At 33.7% G+C, this 19,235-nt stretch carries 13 protein-coding genes; 3 read left to right on the top strand and 10 right to left on the bottom strand.

Annotation, left to right across the window (positions count from 1 at the left end; all coding sequences use genetic code 11):
• Positions 1–897: 897 nt before the first annotated feature.
• The 5 genes from LPB88_RS18540 to gltB form a co-directional block, all read right to left on the bottom strand.
• Positions 898–1,212, bottom strand: coding sequence for a GIY-YIG nuclease family protein (locus LPB88_RS18540; RefSeq protein WP_230717151.1), 315 nt, complete (start codon positions 1,210–1,212; stop codon positions 898–900).
• 552 nt (positions 1,213–1,764) lie between these two features.
• Positions 1,765–2,787: an aldo/keto reductase gene (locus tag LPB88_RS18535; protein WP_230717149.1), complete on the bottom strand. Its 1,023-nt coding sequence runs from the start codon at positions 2,785–2,787 to the stop codon at positions 1,765–1,767.
• 290 nt (positions 2,788–3,077) lie between these two features.
• Positions 3,078–4,301 (bottom strand): diaminopimelate decarboxylase, encoded by a 1,224-nt coding sequence (gene lysA / locus LPB88_RS18530; protein WP_230717147.1) that lies wholly within the window; start codon positions 4,299–4,301, stop codon positions 3,078–3,080.
• A 492-nt stretch (positions 4,302–4,793) separates the two neighbouring features.
• The gene (locus LPB88_RS18525; RefSeq protein ID WP_230717145.1) at positions 4,794–6,248 is read right to left on the bottom strand and encodes a glutamate synthase subunit beta; all 1,455 of its coding nucleotides are present in this window, start codon (positions 6,246–6,248) and stop codon (positions 4,794–4,796) included.
• 137 nt (positions 6,249–6,385) lie between these two features.
• Entirely contained in the window at positions 6,386–10,903 is a 4,518-nt protein-coding gene (gene gltB / locus LPB88_RS18520) for a glutamate synthase large subunit (RefSeq protein ID WP_230717144.1), read from the bottom strand.
• Between the two features lie 415 nt (positions 10,904–11,318).
• Here gltB and sucC point away from each other — a divergent pair, with 415 nt between their 5' ends.
• Positions 11,319–12,512 (top strand): ADP-forming succinate--CoA ligase subunit beta, encoded by a 1,194-nt coding sequence (gene sucC / locus LPB88_RS18515; protein WP_230717142.1) that lies wholly within the window; start codon positions 11,319–11,321, stop codon positions 12,510–12,512.
• Positions 12,513–12,727: 215 nt separating this feature from the next.
• Here the strand turns inward: sucC and LPB88_RS18510 are convergent, their stop codons facing one another.
• Positions 12,728–13,516, bottom strand: coding sequence for a DUF5694 domain-containing protein (locus LPB88_RS18510; protein ID WP_230717140.1), 789 nt, complete (start codon positions 13,514–13,516; stop codon positions 12,728–12,730).
• A 440-nt stretch (positions 13,517–13,956) separates the two neighbouring features.
• On the opposite strand from LPB88_RS18510, the gene LPB88_RS18505 reads away from it, so the two are divergent.
• Together LPB88_RS18505 and LPB88_RS18500 are read left to right on the top strand one after the other, a co-directional pair.
• The gene (locus LPB88_RS18505; RefSeq protein ID WP_230717139.1) at positions 13,957–14,778 is read left to right on the top strand and encodes a sensor histidine kinase; all 822 of its coding nucleotides are present in this window, start codon (positions 13,957–13,959) and stop codon (positions 14,776–14,778) included.
• 1 nt (position 14,779) lies between these two features.
• The gene (locus tag LPB88_RS18500) at positions 14,780–15,487 is read left to right on the top strand and encodes a LytTR family DNA-binding domain-containing protein (protein WP_230717138.1); all 708 of its coding nucleotides are present in this window, start codon (positions 14,780–14,782) and stop codon (positions 15,485–15,487) included.
• Positions 15,488–15,717: 230 nt separating this feature from the next.
• On the opposite strand, the gene LPB88_RS18495 is transcribed toward LPB88_RS18500, so the two are convergent.
• From LPB88_RS18495 to LPB88_RS18480, 4 genes are all read right to left on the bottom strand, one after another.
• Positions 15,718–16,182 (bottom strand): DUF1456 family protein, encoded by a 465-nt coding sequence (locus LPB88_RS18495; protein ID WP_230717137.1) that lies wholly within the window; start codon positions 16,180–16,182, stop codon positions 15,718–15,720.
• Between the two features lie 157 nt (positions 16,183–16,339).
• Positions 16,340–17,377, bottom strand: coding sequence for an aminotransferase class I/II-fold pyridoxal phosphate-dependent enzyme (locus LPB88_RS18490; RefSeq protein ID WP_230717136.1), 1,038 nt, complete (start codon positions 17,375–17,377; stop codon positions 16,340–16,342).
• Positions 17,378–17,382: 5 nt separating this feature from the next.
• Positions 17,383–18,393, bottom strand: a complete 1,011-nt coding sequence (locus tag LPB88_RS18485) for a dipeptide epimerase (protein WP_230717135.1) — start codon at positions 18,391–18,393, stop codon at positions 17,383–17,385.
• Between the two features lie 21 nt (positions 18,394–18,414).
• The gene (locus LPB88_RS18480; protein WP_230717133.1) at positions 18,415–19,218 is read right to left on the bottom strand and encodes an alpha/beta hydrolase; all 804 of its coding nucleotides are present in this window, start codon (positions 19,216–19,218) and stop codon (positions 18,415–18,417) included.
• Positions 19,219–19,235: the final 17 nt, after the last annotated feature.

Genomic DNA, 19,235 nt, shown 5'->3' with positions numbered 1-19,235 from the left:
AGATTTTTAGCAATTAAGGAAATTGGTATTCAGTCAAATTGTTTATTTCTTAATTGATTTATATTATATCTTCTTGTTCTTTATAAACGAAGTAAAATAACAAAGTCGAGTTAATTAAACATACAAATATTCCGTATCTAATCTTTCCTAAAAAGGGTAAGAAAGATATTAAAACAAGAAAAGACAAAAGGATAGCAGATAAGTTCAAAAAACATAGAAATAATTGGTGATAATGCTTTCTAATGAAACAAACTAGTAAGGTTATGTTGATAAACATTATGAATGTAAAGCTTAAGAATACTGGTTCGAAAGACATCGCCAAATCATAGCCACTCATGGAAAAATCTTTTTTTGCATGTTCGAAAGCTATTTCTTTTTCTTTTACAATTTTTGTTTTATGATATGATTTGATAAAAGGAGAACTTCCTTTAATATTTTTGTCAGAACACATTTGGAAAAAAGGGCAGAAGAAAATTAGCATACTTAAGCTTGCTAAAAAACGAATTATAGTTTTTCTGTTTTTCACAATAGTGCTCATTAAAATGGACTATAATTCATTAGTAAATATATCATAAAAACAGTTCGAATATCTTCGTTTTAAATTGGCTTTGTACTATAAAACATTCTCTTTTATATCAAGCTAAAATATTCATTTTTTTCTTATAAATTATCAAAGAAATTGTCTTTTATTGTGGAAACGATTTTGCGTCAGGGATAGAGGCGGTATCCTTTTGTGAAGTGAAACGGAACAAAAGATATAGCCGAAAGCCCGGCCCGGAGGGAGACGCCCAGGATATTAATATTCAAGTTCCAATTATCCACAATCTTGTCATTTCGACGTAAGGAGAAATCCTCGCAAGAAACTCTGTAAAGAGAGGGAATTTTGCGCGAAGAAAATCATGCAAATAAATCATTCAAAAAATCAAGATTTGGATTAATAGTCTTTATCAATTCGATTTTCTTTTCCCTTCGCCAATCTTTTACTTCTTTTTCACGAGCAATTGCTTCTTGGATCCAAGTAAATTTTTCATAATATAATAAGTTTGTAGCGTGATACTTTGAGGCGAAAGTTTTATTTCCATTTGTGCTGTTTTCTGTATGTTGGCTTAAACGAATTTTTAAATTATTTGTGACTCCAGTATAAAAAACAGTTTTATGTTTGTTTGTTATGATGTATATGTAGTAAGTATGATAGCCTTCTTGTAATTGCATTTTAATTTTTTGGTTAAAGTTAGAATTTAATTTTAAGATTTTTCTTTCTTTTTCAATCTTGGTGTGATATACTTTGTGGAGCTTCTTGCGAGGATTTCTCCTTACGTCGAAATGACAAACTAGGCGGTAAACCTTTTGGGCTCTCGAATTGCTCAGCCTGACAAGCATAAATTCGAACTCTAAAATCTACAATAAAAAAATCCCGTTTCAATTAAAAAACGGATTAAAGTGATATTCTTTCTTTTTTAATCTTAGTATGATATACTTTGTGGAGCTTCTTGCGAGGATTTCTCCTTACGTTGAAATGACAAACTAGGCGGTAAACCTTGTGGGATACGGGATAGCTAAGCCTGACAAGTATAAATTTGAACTCTAAAATCTACAATAAAAAAATCCCGTTTCAATTAAGAAACGGGATTCAATAGATATTCTCTTTTTTTTTATTTTAAACCGTTGCAGCAACTTCTTGTGACAATCAAAAGATATACTAATTATTAAGTTTCAGAGTTTAAAAGAGCAAGTTTGGTAAGTGTTAAAATCTACCGAACAGGTTTACTTTGTTTTCGCATTCAATAAAATAGGATCTTGAAGATTAATAAATGTTGCTGGATATTTTGGTTCTAATTTTGTTAGTTCGTCAATTTCACTGATCTCTTTTTCGCTTAGTTGAATTTCCTGACAGGCTAGGTTTTCTTTTAATTGTTCGGTTTTGCTAACGCCAATAATAACAGAAGAAACTACTTTTTTTGTTAATAGCCAACTTAAAGAAATTGCAGTAACAGTGGTATTGTGACGTTTTGCAATTTCGGTTAATTTGTCAATAACAGTATATCCAAGTTCTCTATCAAAAAGTCCGAGGTCAAAGTTGTTTAGTCGGCTGTCTTTAGGATTTGGATTGTCTCTTGTGTATTTTCCTGTCAAGAAGCCACTGCTTAAAGGCGACCAAACCATCATTCCGATTCCATAATGCAAACTCATGGGGATTATTTCACGTTCAACCTCTCGATTTAAAATAGAGTAGTGCATTTGCGATGCTACAAAAGGGCTGTAATGTAGATCTTTTTGGCGCTGCGTCATGGCAGCTGCTTTCCAGGCTTGATAATTAGAAAATCCAATATACCTAACTTTGCCTTGCTGAACTAAGTTTTCTAAAGCTTTCAAAGTTTCATCAATTGGGGTAATGGGATCATCATTATGGAGTAACAAAACATCAAGGTAATCAGTTTGCAAATTTTTTAGACTATTGTGGCATTGCTCAATAATATGTTTAGAATTTACACCGGCATTAAAAGCCTGTTCTCCTGTTCTAAAAGATAATTTGGTGGTAATTAAGACATCTTTTCTTTTTTTGTTTAAAACCTTTCCAAGAATAATTTCACTTTGTCCATTTCCGTAGCCGTCCGCGGTATCAAAAAAGTTAATGCCATTATCAATTGCGCTATCGACTAGTTCGGCTGCTTTTTTTTCGTCTATTGTGGATTGAAATCCAAAATGTTCTCCTTGTCCAAACGTCATTGTTCCAAGGCAAAGCTCAGATACAATTAAGCCGGAATTTCCTAATTGTTTGTATTTCATATTTAAGTTTTTAAGATTATGAATTTATTTGAAAAATAAAGTCAAAATTCTGTTTTGTAATTAGTTGTGTAAAAATGACTTGTGTTTTTTCTGACAATTAAAAACGAAATTATGAAAAAAACAGATTGATTTTGCAACGAAAGGGACAATTATGGAAACCATTTTTTAGGATCCTTTTGAATTGTTTTTTTTAGAAAAATTCAATAGATTTTCTGAATTTTTGTTGTAATAAAAAAAATCCCGCTTCAATTAAGAAACGGGATTCAATAGATATTCTCTTTTTTTTTATTTTAAACTGTTGCAGCAACTTCTTGTGGCAACGGAATTTGATTTTTAAGCAAATCTTCGAATGTTTCGTGTTGACGAATCAAGATTCCTTGTCCGTCTTTCCATAAAACCTCAGCTGGTTTGTATCTTGAATTGTAGTTTGAAGACATTGAGAAACAATATGCTCCAGCGTTTCTGAAAGCTAAAATATCACCTTCAGTAATTTCCGAAATTTTGCGATTGTTGGCAAAAGTATCTGTTTCGCAAATGTATCCTACAACAGAGTAAAAACGCTCTTTTCCTTTAGGATTAGAAATGTTTTCAATATAGTGTTGTGAACCGTAAAACATCGGACGGATTAAGTGGTTGAAACCACTGTCGATTCCTGCGAAAACTGTTGAGGTTGTTTGTTTTACAACGTTTACTTTTGCTAAGAAGAAACCTGCTTCGCTCACCAAGAATTTTCCTGGTTCGAAAATCAGTGTTAAATCTTTACCGTATTCTGTACAGAAAGCATTGAATCTTTTTGATAATTTTTTACCTAATTCTTCAATGTCTGTTTCGATATCGTCTTTTTTGTAAGGAACTTTGAATCCGCTTCCGAAATCTAAAAACTCTAGATTTTTGAAGTGTTTTGCCGTGTCAAACAAGATTTCAGCTGCATACAAGAATACTTCGATATCAAGAATATCAGATCCTGTGTGCATGTGAATTCCAACAATACTCATTTTTGTATTCTCGACAATTCGCAAGATATGCGGTATTTGATGTACCGAAATTCCGAATTTACTATCGATATGTCCTACCGAAATATTAGCATTTCCACCGGCCATTACGTGCGGATTGATACGAATACATACCGGAATTTGTGGATATTTTGTCCCGAATTGCTCCAGAATAGATAAGTTGTCAATATTGATTTGTACACCCATTGCGGCAACCTCTTCGATTTCTTCAAGAGAAACTCCGTTTGGTGTAAAAAAGATTTTGTCAGGATCATAGCCAGCATGAAGTCCCAATAAAACTTCTTGAATTGATACAGTATCTAAGCCAGACCCCATGTTCTTTAATAACTGAAGAATCGCAACGTTTGACAATGCCTTCATGGCATAATTAACTCTCAAGTTTTCTACCTTAGAGAAAGCTTTAGTTAACCTATTGTACTGAGATTGGATTTTTTCGGCATCATAAACATATAATGGACTTCCAAATTGGTCTGCTAACTGCAGTAAATCTTTTGCTTGCATTTTTTAAACTATTTTGGACAAATTTATTACTCTTTTGACTAACGACAAATTTTTTGTAGAAAAATAACAAATTGTAACAAATTGTTTGTTTTTAAACAAAAAGTGGTTTATTTCGAATTTTTGTAAAATTCTCTTTAGGTTCTAAGTTGCTGAGGTTCTAAGGTACTAAGATTTTGCCACAGGTTAAAGGATTTGCGCAGATTATTTATTTTTTTTCGCCACGAATTTGCTTCGCCTGTTCGCTATCGCTCGGGTCACGAATTTTCACTAATTAAACTTGCGCATAGTAAAACTCTAACAATAAAAATTAGAGAAAATTCGTGAAATTCGTGGCGAAAAAAAGCCCCTGAATTAATTCAGGGGCTTCTGTTAGTTGTGTGTTATAAGGTTTAAAGACTACCTGATAATTCTTGATTTTTTAAGTTATTTTAAGATGAAGGAAGTAAGAAAAACTTAGAACCTCAGCAATTTAGCATCTTAGTAACTCAAAAACTAAAGACTTGGTAAGTCCCCGTTTCCTTTGGTTGGCAGGTTGGTAGAGCCCATTAAGAACATATCTACTTCTCTTGCTGCTTCGCGACCTTCTGAAATAGCCCATACAATTAACGATTGTCCTCTTCGCATATCACCGGCAGTGAAAATGTGCGGTACATTCGTTTGATAATTTGTTGCTTTATAGTTGCTTCTCATATCAATTTCTAGTCCTAATTGCTCGCTTAAAGTTTTCTCCGGACCCGTAAATCCTAAAGCCAATAAAGCTAAATCGCAAGGCCAGATTTTCTCTGAACCTTCTTTTTCAATTAATTCAGGACGCTGACCAGGAGTCATTTTCCATTGCACCTCAACGGTTTTTAATCCTACTAATTCTCCTTTTTCGTTAGCAAGGAATTCTTTAGTGTTGATTAACCAGTTTCTGTCGCAACCTTCTTCGTGAGAAGACGAAGTTTTCAACTGCAACGGCCAGAAAGGCCAAGGAGTCGATTCGCTTCTTCCAACTGGAGGTTTTGGTAAAATCTCAAAATTAGTTACAGATTTAGCTCCGTGTCTGTTTGAAGTTCCAACGCAGTCAGAACCTGTATCTCCACCACCAATTACAATTACATCTTTTCCGGTCGCTTTAACCTGATCTGGAATTGATTCCCCGTATAAAACTTTAGTTTGTTGTGTCAAGAAATCCATTGCCTGAACAACGCCTTTGCTTTCGATTCCTTTAGTTGGCAAACTTCTTCTTTCTGTTGCTCCACCACATAATACGATAGAATCAAAAGCATTTAGTTCTTCAACACTAAAGTTTACTCCAACATTTACATCAGTTTTAAAAGTGATTCCTTCAGCTTCAAGGATGGCAACACGTCTGTCGATGATTCCTTTTTCTAATTTGAAATTCGGAATTCCGTAACGTAATAAACCTCCAATAGCATTATCTCTTTCAAAAACAGTTACAGTATGACCTGCTCTGTTTAATTGTTGAGCCGCTGCTAAACCTGCAGGACCTGAACCAACAACAGCAACAGTTTTCCCTGTTCTCTTTTTTGGTGGTTGTGGTTTAATCCAACCTTCGGCAAAACCTCTTTCGATGATGTTTTTCTCGATGTTTTCGATTGCAACCGGTTCTTTAATGATTCCTAATACACATGATTTCTCACATGGAGCAGGGCATAAGCGTCCTGTAAATTCCGGAAAGTTATTAGTAGATTGTAAAATCTCTAACGCGCTTTGCCATTCTTCCTGATGCACCATGTCGTTGAAATCAGGAATTAAATTTCCTAATGGACAAGAACTGTGGCAAAAAGGAATTCCACAATCCATACATCTCGAACCTTGTTCTTTTATTTTATCTTTTGCTAACGGAATAGTAAATTCGTTGTAGTTCGAAACACGTTCTGCAACTGCTAAATTACTTTCGTCAGCTCTGTTATATTCTTTAAATCCCCCTATTTTACCCATGACATTTTTAATTAAATCTAAATGATGTTTTAAAATTCCAATCTTTTAAATTCCAAATTCCAATTTCAATACTTCGACTTCGCTCAGGAAGACAAAGTTTATTAATCTAAAATCTGAACTCTAAAATCTACAATCATTTAGTCAGCTATTAATTCTTCTATTTTTTTCTCTTCTGCAATTCGTTGTAATGCTTTTTTGTAATCAGTTGGCATTACTTTTACGAAATTGTTTTGTTCATTTTCCCAGTCTGCTAAAATTCTTTTTGCTAATGGACTGCTGGTGTACAATGAATGGTTTTTGATCAATCGTTTTAGTTTTGTAACGTCTTCCTCTTCCATCGGATCAAATGCAACCATTTCCATGTTACATAAAGTTGAATCGAATTTTTGATTTGGATCATAAACATAAGCTACACCACCGCTCATACCAGCAGCGAAGTTTCTTCCTGTTTTTCCTAAAACAACTACGGTACCACCTGTCATGTACTCGCATCCGTGATCTCCAATTCCTTCAACAACTGCTGTTGCTCCAGAATTTCTTACACAGAAACGCTCTCCGGCCATTCCATTAATATATGCCTCTCCGGTAATAGCTCCGTAAAGGGCAACGTTTCCAATAATGATGTTTTCTTCAGGTTTGAAGGTTGCAGTAGGAGGGACCTTGATAATCAATTTTCCTCCGGAAAGACCTTTTCCTAAATAATCATTACAGTTTCCGTGAATCTTAAACGACAATCCGTTTGTTGCAAAAGCACCAAAACTTTGTCCGGCAGAACCTTCAAAATCAACTAAAATAGTGTCGTCAGGTAAACCTTGTGCGCCATATATTTTTGAGATTTCATTACTCAAAATGGCACCTACAGAACGGTCTGTATTTTTAATTTTAAACGTAACTCTTGTTTTTTCTTTTCTATAAATAGACGGAATCGCTTCTTTGATAATCGCAAAATCCAATACGTTTTCTAAATCGTGATCTTGTTCAGTTGTATTGTGATTTGGAACCGTTTTAGCTTTTTCCGGTTTGTATAAAATTGATGATAAATCTAAACCATTGGCTTTGTAATGTTTGATCGCTTTATTCACATTTAATTTTTGTGATTGACCAACCATTTCTTTTAAAGTTCTGAAACCTAATTGTGCCATGATTTCTCTTAATTCCTCAGCAATAAAATACATGAAGTTGATGACGTGCTCCGGAGTTCCTTTGAAATTTTTTCTCAATTCAGGATCCTGAGTTGCAATACCAACCGGGCAAGTATTTAAGTGACAAGCTCTCATCATAATACATCCCGAAGCTACAAGTGGCGCAGTTGCAAAACCAAATTCTTCCGCTCCTAATAATGCAGCGATTGCTACGTCACGACCTGTTTTTAATTGTCCGTCACATTCAAGAACTACACGACTTCTTAAATCATTTAAGATCAAAGTTTGTTGTGCTTCGGCTAAACCAAGTTCCCACGGAATTCCTGTGTGTTGTAATGAAGTAAGTGGTGCAGCACCAGTTCCTCCATCATAACCAGAAATCAGGATAACGTCAGCTTTTGCTTTTGCAACACCGGCAGCAATTGTTCCAACTCCAACTTCAGAAACTAATTTTACGTTGATACGTGCTTCACGATTCGCATTTTTCAAATCATAAATCAACTGAGATAAATCCTCAATAGAATAAATATCGTGATGTGGCGGAGGCGAAATCAAACCTACATAAGGTGTAGAGTTTCTGGTTTCGGCAATCCAAGGCACCACTTTTTCTCCAGGAAGCTGACCACCTTCACCAGGTTTTGCTCCTTGAGCCATTTTAATCTGAATCTCTTTAGCGTTTGTCAAATAGTTGATCGAAACACCAAAACGTCCTGATGCAACTTGTTTGATGGCACTATTTCTGGAATCTCCGTTAATTTCTTTCTGGAAACGTTTTGGATCTTCTCCACCTTCTCCAGAGTTACTTTTTCCGCCAATTCTGTTCATGGCAATCGCAAGATTCTCGTGTGCTTCTCTACTGATAGATCCGTAAGACATTGCACCTGTTTTGAATTTCTTCACAATTTCGGTCCAAGGTTCTACTTCGTCAATAGAAATTGGATCTAAATTATTGAATTCAAACATTCCTCTAATAGTCATTAAGTTAGAGCTTTGCTCATTGACCATATTAGAGTATTCTTTATAACTTTCAGGACTGTTTAAACGAACTGCCTGTTGTAATTTAGCAATAGTTGTTGGATTAAACATGTGTTTTTCACCGCCACGTCTCCATCTGTAAATACCTCCAATTTCAAGAGGAAGTAAGCTTGCAACTTTTGAATTTGGAAATGCTTTTTGGAAACGTTTCTTCACTTCTTTTTCTACTTCGATCAAACCAATTCCTTCGATTCTTGAAGGTGTGTAAGGGAAATATTTAGACGTAAATGTTTTGTTTAAACCTAAAATCTCGAAAATCTGAGCAGCTCTGTACGAATGTAAAGTAGAGATACCAATTTTGTTCATGATTTTAACGATTCCTTTTGCGATCGCTTTGTTGTAATTTACAACTGCATAATCAGCTTTTACACCTGTAATGAATCCTTGTGCTACCTGATCGTAAATGATTTCGTTTACCATGTATGGATTGATCGCACTTGCGCCATATCCGAACAATAAAGCAAAATGATGCGGTTCGCGAGGTTCTGCAGATTCGATTATGATTCCGAATTTAGAACGAACTTGCAAGATGTTTAAAGAGTGGTGAATATAAGAACAAGCCAATAACATAGGAATTGGAGCTAATTCTTCGCTTACGCCTCTATCAGAAAGGATAATAATATTACATCCTTCAGAAACTGCTTTAAAAGTTGCCTGAACACATTTTTCAAGTGCGCGCTCTAAACCGTTAACTCCTTTTTCTATTTTGTATAAAGTAGAAATGGTAGCCGATTTGAAATCTACGTGATCAATGTTTCTTATTTTATCTAAATCCTCGTTTGAGATAACTGGATTTTGGATTTTTAGTTTTTTACATTGTTTAGATTCAATTTCAAAAATATTGAAATCTCCACCAATCGCTAAACTGATATCAGTAATAATTTCTTCACGAATACCATCCAAAGGCGGATTGGTAACCTGAGCAAATAATTGTTTGAAATAGTTGTACAACAATTGTGGTTGGTCTGATAAAACTGCCAAAGGTGTGTCATTACCCATAGAACTGATTGCTTCAGCTCCCTGACCTCCCATTGGGTTAATGATGGTTTTTAAATCTTCAATTGTATAACCAAATAAACGTTGTCTTGTTAAGAAATCAAGTTTTTCAACCGGAGTAGGATTATTGGTATATGGAATTTTAGATAAAGGCAACAAATTAGCATCGATCCATTCTTTGTACGGACGTTTTGTTACAATTGCTTTTTTAATCTCTTCGTCCTCAATAATACGACCTTCGTTCATATCAACCAAGAACATTTTTCCTGGTTCTAGACGACCGTGTTGTATTACATCTTCCGGTTCGATATCAAGAACACCAATTTCTGATGACATGATCACGAATCCGCTTTTTGTTAAGGTGTAACGAGAAGGACGCAAACCGTTTCTGTCTAACAAGGCACCAATTACGTTACCATCTGTAAAAGGAATAGAAGCAGGACCATCCCAAGGTTCCATAATACAAGCGTTAAACTCGTAGAATGCTTTTTTCTCCTCAGACATTGTCTGGTGTTTTTCCCAAGCTTCAGGAACAACCATCATCATCGCTTCAGGCAATGAACGACCAGTCATTAATAAAAGTTCTACAACCATATCCATAGAAGCAGAATCTGATTTTCCTTCTAAGATAATTGGGAATAGTTTTTTGATATCATCGCCAAAAACTTTGCTTTGCATAAGCTCTTCACGAGCACGCATACGGCTAACGTTTCCACGAAGTGTATTAATCTCACCATTATGACACATATATCTAAACGGTTGAGCTAGCTCCCATGAAGGGAAAGTATTTGTAGAGAAACGTTGGTGAACTAACGCCAAACGAGTCACTAAATCTGGATCTTTTAAGTCAACATAATAGCGGCTGATGTCTTCCGGCATCAATAGACCTTTATATATTATGGTAGTTGTCGATAAACTAGAGAAATAAAACATGTGACTTTCAGAGGTTTTAGAGCCTCTAATAGCGTGTTCAGCAATTTTTCTAGCTGCAAAAAGTTTTGCATTAAATTCTTGTTCAGTTAAATCCTGACCGTTTTTGCTAACAAAAACTTGTTTAACTGTTGGTTCTTTTTCTGCGGCAATCTGCCCTAAATTTTCAACTTCAACAGGTACATCTCTCCAACCAAGAATCTTTAAATTTTGATCCTTAATAGTTGATTCGAAAGCGTTCATACAAAAAGAAACCTGGTTTTTGCTTTTTGGTAAAAAAACCATTCCTACTGCATACTCACGTGTTTCAGGGATTTCAAAATCACATACTTTTTTAAAGAAAGCGTGTGGGATATCGAATAAAATTCCAGCCCCGTCTCCAGTTCTTCCATCAGAACTAACGGCACCACGATGTTCCAATTTTATTAAGATATCCAATGCTTTGTGAATAATATCATTTGATTTAATACCATTCAAATTACAAATAAATCCTGCACCACAATTGTCGTGTTCAAATTCAGGCAAATAAAGCCCTTGTTCTTTAACTTTCATTCTTGATATTTTTTCTACAAAAATAAAGATTTCGTTAAACATAATGTATTGAAATTGTAATTTGACTTACATTTTTATCGTAATACTAGAAAAACGCTTCTTAATTGATAATAATATTATATTAAGCATTGCGAATTGCCAAAATGACAAAGAGCATTAAAATATATTAAGAAAAATCGCTGCAAGGCTAGCGAATACAGTGATGTTTTTGTTAAATATCAAACGTTTTAGTGATTTTGAGTTAATATTAACAAATCATTTTGTTAACCATTTCTTCGCATTAAAAATCAATAAACGCTCTAGAGATATTACACTCATTTTTTAATTGAAAAAGATTTTACTTTTAAGTTGAATTTTGCTACTTTTGTCGCACTTTTATTCTGAAATAAATTCAGAACCAGACAAATTCTATATTATGAACATACACGAATATCAAGGAAAAGAAATTTTAGCAAGTTACGGAGTACGCATTCAACGCGGAATTGTGGCTAATAATGCGGTTGAAGCTGTGGCTGCTGCAAAACAATTAACTGCCGAAACTGGTACAGGATGGCATGTGATAAAAGCACAAATTCACGCAGGTGGACGTGGAAAAGGTGGTGGAGTGAAGTTGGCTAAAAACTTGCAACAAGTTGAAGAAATTGCTGAACAAATCATCGGAATGCAATTGATTACACCTCAAACTTCTGCTGAGGGTAAAAAAGTAAACAAAATTTTAGTTGCTGAAGATGTTTACTATCCTGGTGAAAGCGAAACTTCTGAATTTTATGTTTCTGTTTTATTGAATAGAGGTACAGGACGTAACATGATCATGTATTCTACTGAAGGTGGAATGGATATTGAAGAAGTTGCTGAGCATACTCCACACTTAATCTTTACTGAAGAAGTTGATCCTAATGTAGGATTACAAGGTTTTCAAGCAAGAAGAATTGCCTTTAACTTAGGTCTTTCTGGAAATGCTTTTAAAGAAATGGTTAAATTCATCGATTCATTATACAATGCTTACATTGGTTCTGATGCTTCTATGTTTGAAATCAACCCGGTTTTAAAAACATCTGATAACAAAATTATGGCTGTTGATGCTAAAGTTAATATCGATGATAACGCTTTATACAGACAACCAAAATATGCTGAGATGAGAGATATCCGTGAGGAGAATCCAATCGAGGTTGAAGCTAAAGAAGTAGGTTTGAACTATGTAGATCTTGACGGTACTGTAGGATGTATGGTAAACGGAGCTGGTCTTGCAATGGCAACTATGGATTTAATTAAATACGCTGGTTTTGAGCCTGCTAACTTCTTAGACGTTGGTGGAACTGCTGATGCAAAACGTGTTGAAACTGCTTTCCGTATTATCTTAAAAGATCCAAACGTAAAAGCAATTTTGATTAACATTTTTGGAGGAATCGTTCGTTGTGACCGTGTTGCTCAAGGTGTTGTTGATGCTTACAAAAACATGGGTGACGCTATCAATGTGCCAATTATCGTTCGTTTGCAAGGAACAAATGCTGAAATTGCAAAAGAATTAATTGACAATTCAGGTATGCCAATCTTATCAGCTGTTCAATTTCAAGAAGCTGCTGACCAAGTTAAAGCTGCATTATCTTAATCAAATAAGAAATCAATTATATAAAAAAATCCCTTCGATATTCGGAGGGATTTTTTTTGAGCCTAATTTAACCGCAAAGGGCGCTAAGATTTTTTACTTATATGACTTTATACAAACGCAAAGTTCGCAAAGCTTTATCAATTACAGCTTTGCGAACTTTGCGTTTGTGAGCATAAACCAGGATAAAACCTTCGCGCCCTTTGCGGTTAAATTTTCTAATATTTCAAAACAGTTGCTAATTCAATAATTTCATATTCAGGATTATGTTCTACAAATTCTCTAATCATGGCTGTGTGTCCTGCCCCCAATAAAACCATTATTTTGTCATCTTTACTTTCTGTAAGTTTCTGAATCAAAGCATACATATAGAGGTTTCTTCTGTACCATTCCGAAACTAAATAAGCACCAACAAAATTATCTGTTTTCCCTCCTTTAATAGCTGTTTGAAGATACCAGCTAATACCTTGTTTATTAACATCCAAAAGTAATTGGGTCAAAGAGTATTTTGTAATTTTTGTATTGAAATCTGTTTCATAATGTTTCATTGTTTCTTCATTCTTCTTGATTAAATCAAATTGATTGGCAGCTTTCATTCCACTTACCAAACTATCATATGGGAAATCAGTATTATTATAATCAATTGCATATAACTTTTTATGACCTAATTTTTTAGCTGATCTTAAAGCTATTTGTACTATTTCATCCGAATCTTTCTTAAGTAAGCTATCAGTATTTTTAGCATAGAATGTATCTAATTCGGCTTGTTTTTGGAAATTACATTCTATGAAAATTTTATCCGGTCCAAACTTTTTAATTTTATCAGTAATGTTTTCCAATTCTTTCTGACTCTTGTCTGACATTACATTAAAGGTGTTTACTTTAGCAACATCAAGTCCGGGATTTTCAAAATGGAAACTTCCAAATAATAATATTTGTTTCTTTTTTGTTTGAGCAGAGGATAGATTAAATGTAATAAGTACTAGTAATAAAATAATTTTTTGCATGGTGATTTTGTGTTTAAATTCATTGCAAATTTACAGGCAGATTAGAAGCGTTTTTTCTGTTTTTGATGAACACTATATTCCGTTTGATTAACACTTGAAAATCTTCATTCAAATTTTACGTGTAAAGTTTTTCATAGTTCATCATTAAAAAATGAAGTTTCATATAAATAGAGTATTCATGTAAAGTCATAATTGTATTTTTGAAATAACAACAACATATTATGAAGCTAAAAATCCCCTTTTATTATCATATTCTTCTTTTTTTAGGATTATTTTTCACCTTTTATCTCTGGGATATTGGAGTGAATAATCGAAAATTGGATTCTGTTTTTAGCAGCAAGTATTTCTTTTTTAATGCAAGTTTTGTCCTGTCAATTTTTATCGTTTATATTTTAAATTTTTACATTTTTTGCGATTGGTTTTTGAACAAAAAAAGGATTTTGCTGTATTTTTTGAGTATTCCGGTTTCTTTACTAATTTTTGCAGGAGTTCGTTATTTTTTACAGGAAGTTGTTATGTTTCAAATCATTGGAATGCATAATTATGGTGAAGAGTCAAGGGAATTAACCTATTATGTGCGTGATAATTTCTTTTTTGGATTACCTGCCGTAATTTTAAGCGCCTTGAGTTATTTGTTTTGGCAGTTTCATAGTACACAAAAACAAAATCAGGAGTTACTTTTAGAAAATAAAAAGGCCGAATTTCAGATGCTGAAATCACAGGTTAGTCCGCATTTTTTGTTTAATACCTTAAATTCGTTTTATAGCCAATTAATTTTGAAAGATGATGAAATGGCTTCAGATATCTTAGTATTGTCAGATTTACTGCGCTATGTTATTACCGAGACGGAGAAGGATGAAGCGATTCTCTCTAAAGAAATTCAATTTATACAAAACTATATTCATTTACAGAAAAAACGATTTGAAGACCAGCTGTATTTAGATTTTATAATCGAAGGAAACTATTCGACTGAAAAAATTCTTTCGTCGGCTTTAATTCATTTTGTAGAGAATGTTTTTAAACATGGAAAACCTAATAATCCCGATGGAAAAGCGGTTATTTCTATTGTAATAAAAGACGGCTTTCTGGAAATGTCAACGTTTAATTATAAGGTTGAAGGAGAAAATTATTCGTCAACTGGAATTGGCTTTGAAAACCTAACCAAGCGTTTGGAATATACTTATAAAGGTCAATTTGTACTTGAAAAAATAACAGAAAACAATATCTTTAAAACGTATTTGAAAATTCCTTTAAATAAATAATATGAAGTTTAAATGTATCATTGTTGATGATGAACCGCCAGCAACCCGAATCCTGGAAAATTATGTCAGTAAAGTTTCTTTTCTCGAACAAGTGGGCGTTTTTAATGATTCATTAAAAGCATTGGAGTTTCTAAATTCAAATAAAGTAGATCTGATTTTTCTGGATATTCAGATGCCGCAATTAACAGGTTTACAGATTTCTAGAATTATTTCTAAAGATATTAAAGTGATTTTTACAACTGCATATCCTGATTTTGCTTTGGAAGGATTTGAATTGAATGCGATTGATTATTTGCTAAAACCAATCTCGTTCGAACGTTTTTATCAGGCAGTTTCTAAATTGAATATTGAATCAAAAATAGAGATTTCATCAAATAGTAATTCGTCTGATTTTATATTCGTTAAAACAGATGGCAAAAATAAGTTCCAGAAGTTGTTTCTAGATGAGATTCTGTATGTTGAAAGTCTTCAGAATTATGTTTGTATTCATACCTTGAAACAGCAAATTATTACACATTCGTCTTTAAAAAATGTAATTGAATCATTGCCTGAAAAGGATTTTATCCAAATACATAAATCGTATGTAATTGCTTTAAAACAGCTTGAATCAACAGGTAGCTTTTCGGTTTTTATAAATGCGAAAGAATTGCCAATTGGAGCTACTTTTAAAGATGCTTTTTTTGAACGGATTGATCAGAATAAAATCTAGGTTTGGTGGTGATTTAACCGCAAAGCGCGCAAAGATTTTTACTAAATCTGTGACATTATAAACGCAAAGTTCGCAAAGCTTTATCTATACAGCTTTGCGAACTTTTCGGGTTTAAAATAATAGCCACGAATTCACGAATTTTTATTTTCAAGATTAGGAAATAATTCGTGAATTCGTGGCAAAAAAACTTTGCAAACTCTGCGTAAATCTTAGCGTCCTTTGCGGTTAAATTATTTTTTATTTTTTCCGTTTTTGTAAACCACTTTTTCTACAACAGATGTTTTTCCATTTCCTTTAGGGAATTCTTTCTTTTTAGGTTTTTTAGCTGCAGGACCAGATTTAGAAGGTGCTTTATCGCCTCTTGCTCTTTCAGAATCTTTAGGGCTTGCTTTAAACTCAGGTCTTTCTTTAGTGTTATCTTTCTTTGGAATTTCAGCTTTATGTTTCGCTAAAACGTCATTTGGGTTTTTAGGATTTTCTTTTGTACCTCTTAAATGAATTACTAATCCGTTTAAGAAATTACGCAAAACCTGATCACCACATTCCATGTAATTTTCATGATCTTCGGCTCTAAAAAAAGCTCCCAATTCTGATTTTGTAATTCTAAAATCTACTAATTCTAAAATTTCAACTATTTGGTCGTCACGGAGCATCAAAGCCACGCGAAGTTTTTTTAGGATATCGTTGTTCGTCATCGTTTAATTTTTTACAAAGGTACGTTTTAAAACTAATTTGAATACAATTTATTGAACTGGCGGAAGTTTTTTTGCCACGAATTTCACGAATTTTCACTAATTGCGTTGGGTTTAAAATTTAATTCGTGAAAATTTGTGTAATTCGTGGCTAACTTTTTTATTTTGATTTAGAATTATAGCCGTTTAAAACACCAATTAATTTATCTAAATCTTCTTTAAGATGATTAGTCGTAATTACAATTCTGTTTAGATTTTCTGCTTGTTCCTGATATTTAAAACTGGCAATAATGATTTTATTAGCTTTCAATATTTCGATAAGATTCCCATTTTTTAAATAAATTAAAGGATACGTTTTGTTGAATTTGACAGCGTTGTTTTTAATTAATATTGTATCAATATAATTTAGATTCTTAAGTAATTTTTGATGTTGTATTTTATAAATATCGGCAGCATCAGCTATTGTTTGTACAAAAGCTGGATTCATTCCGGCGGCAGATACAAAAGTGCTTAAATGATGTATTTGATTGATAAAAGAAGCATCACTTGCAATTACGCCACCCGTTAAACCAAAAGCCTTTCCCAAAGAAGAAACCATAATTTTTCTCTTAATAGGAAGATTGATTTCCGAATAAATTCCGCAGCCATTTTTACCTAAAATACCAAGAGAATGCGATTCATCAATAACTAAAGTAATTTCTTTATGATTCGGAATTTGCTTTAAAACAGATAAATCAATTGCCTGAGTTTGAAAGCCTGTAACCGCATCAGTCAAAATGGTAATTTTCTCTGATTTAGAATCTAATAATCGCGGGTTTATCGTATCATTTACAAATACGGGTAAACTATTGTTTACTTGAATGGCAGGATGATTGTGCGGAAAATGAAAGAACGAATCTGTTTGTTTTTTCAATTGCTCAATTACCAGTTTTCCTGCCAGCATTCCGGAGGAAACGGTAACAGCGCTTTCGGCTTTTGTGTATTTGGCTAGAAAATTTTCACCATTTTCAAAAGCAGTGAGTTTTATATTGGCGCTTCTCGAACTTCCGTAAGTCGTTCCCCAAGTCCGAATATTTTTGATAACCAATTCCTGAAAAGCCTTATTTGTTGGTAATCCCAAATAAGCCGTTCCGCCAAAATACAAATACTGTTCGTGGTCGATTTCGATAATTCTATCCGGAAATTGATTGACATTCATAAGACTTAGATTAAAGTAACTCCTGTTCCGTTAAGTTCAGAATAATGGATAACACCATTTTTAATCGTTACGCCCGTTGCAATATCTTGTGCCAAAAGCAATGCACCATCCATATCAACATAATCCAATTGTGGGAGTAAATGCGCAATTGCCGAAATTCCAACCGTCGATTCCGTCATACAACCCACCATTGTTTTTAAACCTAGTTTCCTAGCTTCTTCAATCATACGTTTTCCCGGAGTTAGTCCGCCGCATTTTACCAGTTTTACATTTACGCCATGAAAATGATTGTGACATTTTGCAACGTCCTCTTCAATAATGCAGCTTTCGTCAGCAATTATAGGTAAGACCGAATGTTTGAAAACTTCTTTGTGTGCTTCCCAATTATCAGCTTTCATGGGTTGTTCTAGAAATTCAACACCAAGTTTTTTTAATTCAATGGCATTATTTATCGTTTCATCAACGCCCCAGCCACAATTAGCATCAATTCGAAAAATGGCATTAGTATGTTTTCGGAGTTCTTTTACGATTGCAATATCTTCTTTAGTTCCGAGTTTGATTTTATAAATAGGCCAGGGAAGTTCCTGCATTTTCGAAACCATTTTATCTATAGAAGCGATCCCAATGGTATAATCTGTAAGCGGATTTCTTTCGGTAGTATAATTCCATAATTCGTATAATTTCTTGCCTTTTTTGCGCGCGTACAAATCATTATAAGCCAAATCTAAAGCGCATAAAGCAAACATATCATCTTTTAAATACGGATGCATTTTTGCCCAAAATTCATCAGGAGTTTCATTGTCTGTAGCTTCAATAATGCTTCTGATTTCTTCTAAATCCTGTATCATCATTGGAACCGTAGTTTTGTAATACGGATTTGAAGTTGCTTCTCCAAAACCTGAAAAACCATCATTTTTGAGTTCAACAATTAAGGAAGGCTGAAAATCAATCGATTCTCTCGAAATAGTAAAAGTATGTTTTAGTTTTAGATTGTATTCCCTTAAAATAAGTTCCATAATGTTTCTGATTTTTTTAATTTAATAACCTAGCCAAAGCACTGCTTTTGCAAAACCATCACGCCAAAGTTTTTCGTTATGTTCGCCGCCTTTTACAATCTTAGATTTGGTAAGATGCAAACAGTAACAGCGTTTTGTATCTAATAAACGTTCCATTTTGGTTATATCTTTTACCATATCATCACTTTCTTTATCTCCACATAAAAAATAAATTTTTGTTTTGATTTTAGGCGCTTGTTCTGTTAAGGTATAAATATCATTTGAAAACCAAAAAGAAGGCGAAAAAGCGCCAACTTTCCCAAAGACATCAGGATATTTCAAAGCGGCATAATAAGATAATAATCCGCCAAGCGAACTTCCCATTATGATTGTGTTTTTGGCTTTTGGTTTGGTTCTGTAGCTTTTATCGATATAAGGTTTTAATGTTTTTACAATAAAATCTACATAATTATCGGCTTTTCCACCGCCGTATTTTTCATTTTTATAAGGCGTTAATTCGTCTATGCGTTTGTCGTTTCCATGTTCGATTCCCACCACAATTACTTGTGCTTTTAAGCTGTCCAGTTTTTCATCGACGTTCCATTCGCCAACGTAGGAAGTTTTAGCGTCAAATAAATTCTGAGCATCCTGCATATAAATTACGCTGTATTTTTTTTTGGCTGTAGCCGAATAATTTTCAGGGAGATAGATCCAGATTTTTTTGGTTGTGTTTAATTGAGGTGCTTCAATAGAAAAAGTAGATACGTTTTTTGAAGCTGTACTTTGCTGCGCATTTCCAACAAAAGTCATCCAAATAAAAATAGAAAAGAAGAATACTCGAATCATGAGTTCTTTTGCGTTTT

It is taken from the genome of Flavobacterium sp. JAS, assembly GCF_020991455.1.
Lineage (GTDB): Bacteria > Bacteroidota > Bacteroidia > Flavobacteriales > Flavobacteriaceae > Flavobacterium.
The sequence above is the reverse complement of the archived record's forward strand: the minus strand, read 5'-3'. Positions and strand labels throughout refer to the sequence as shown.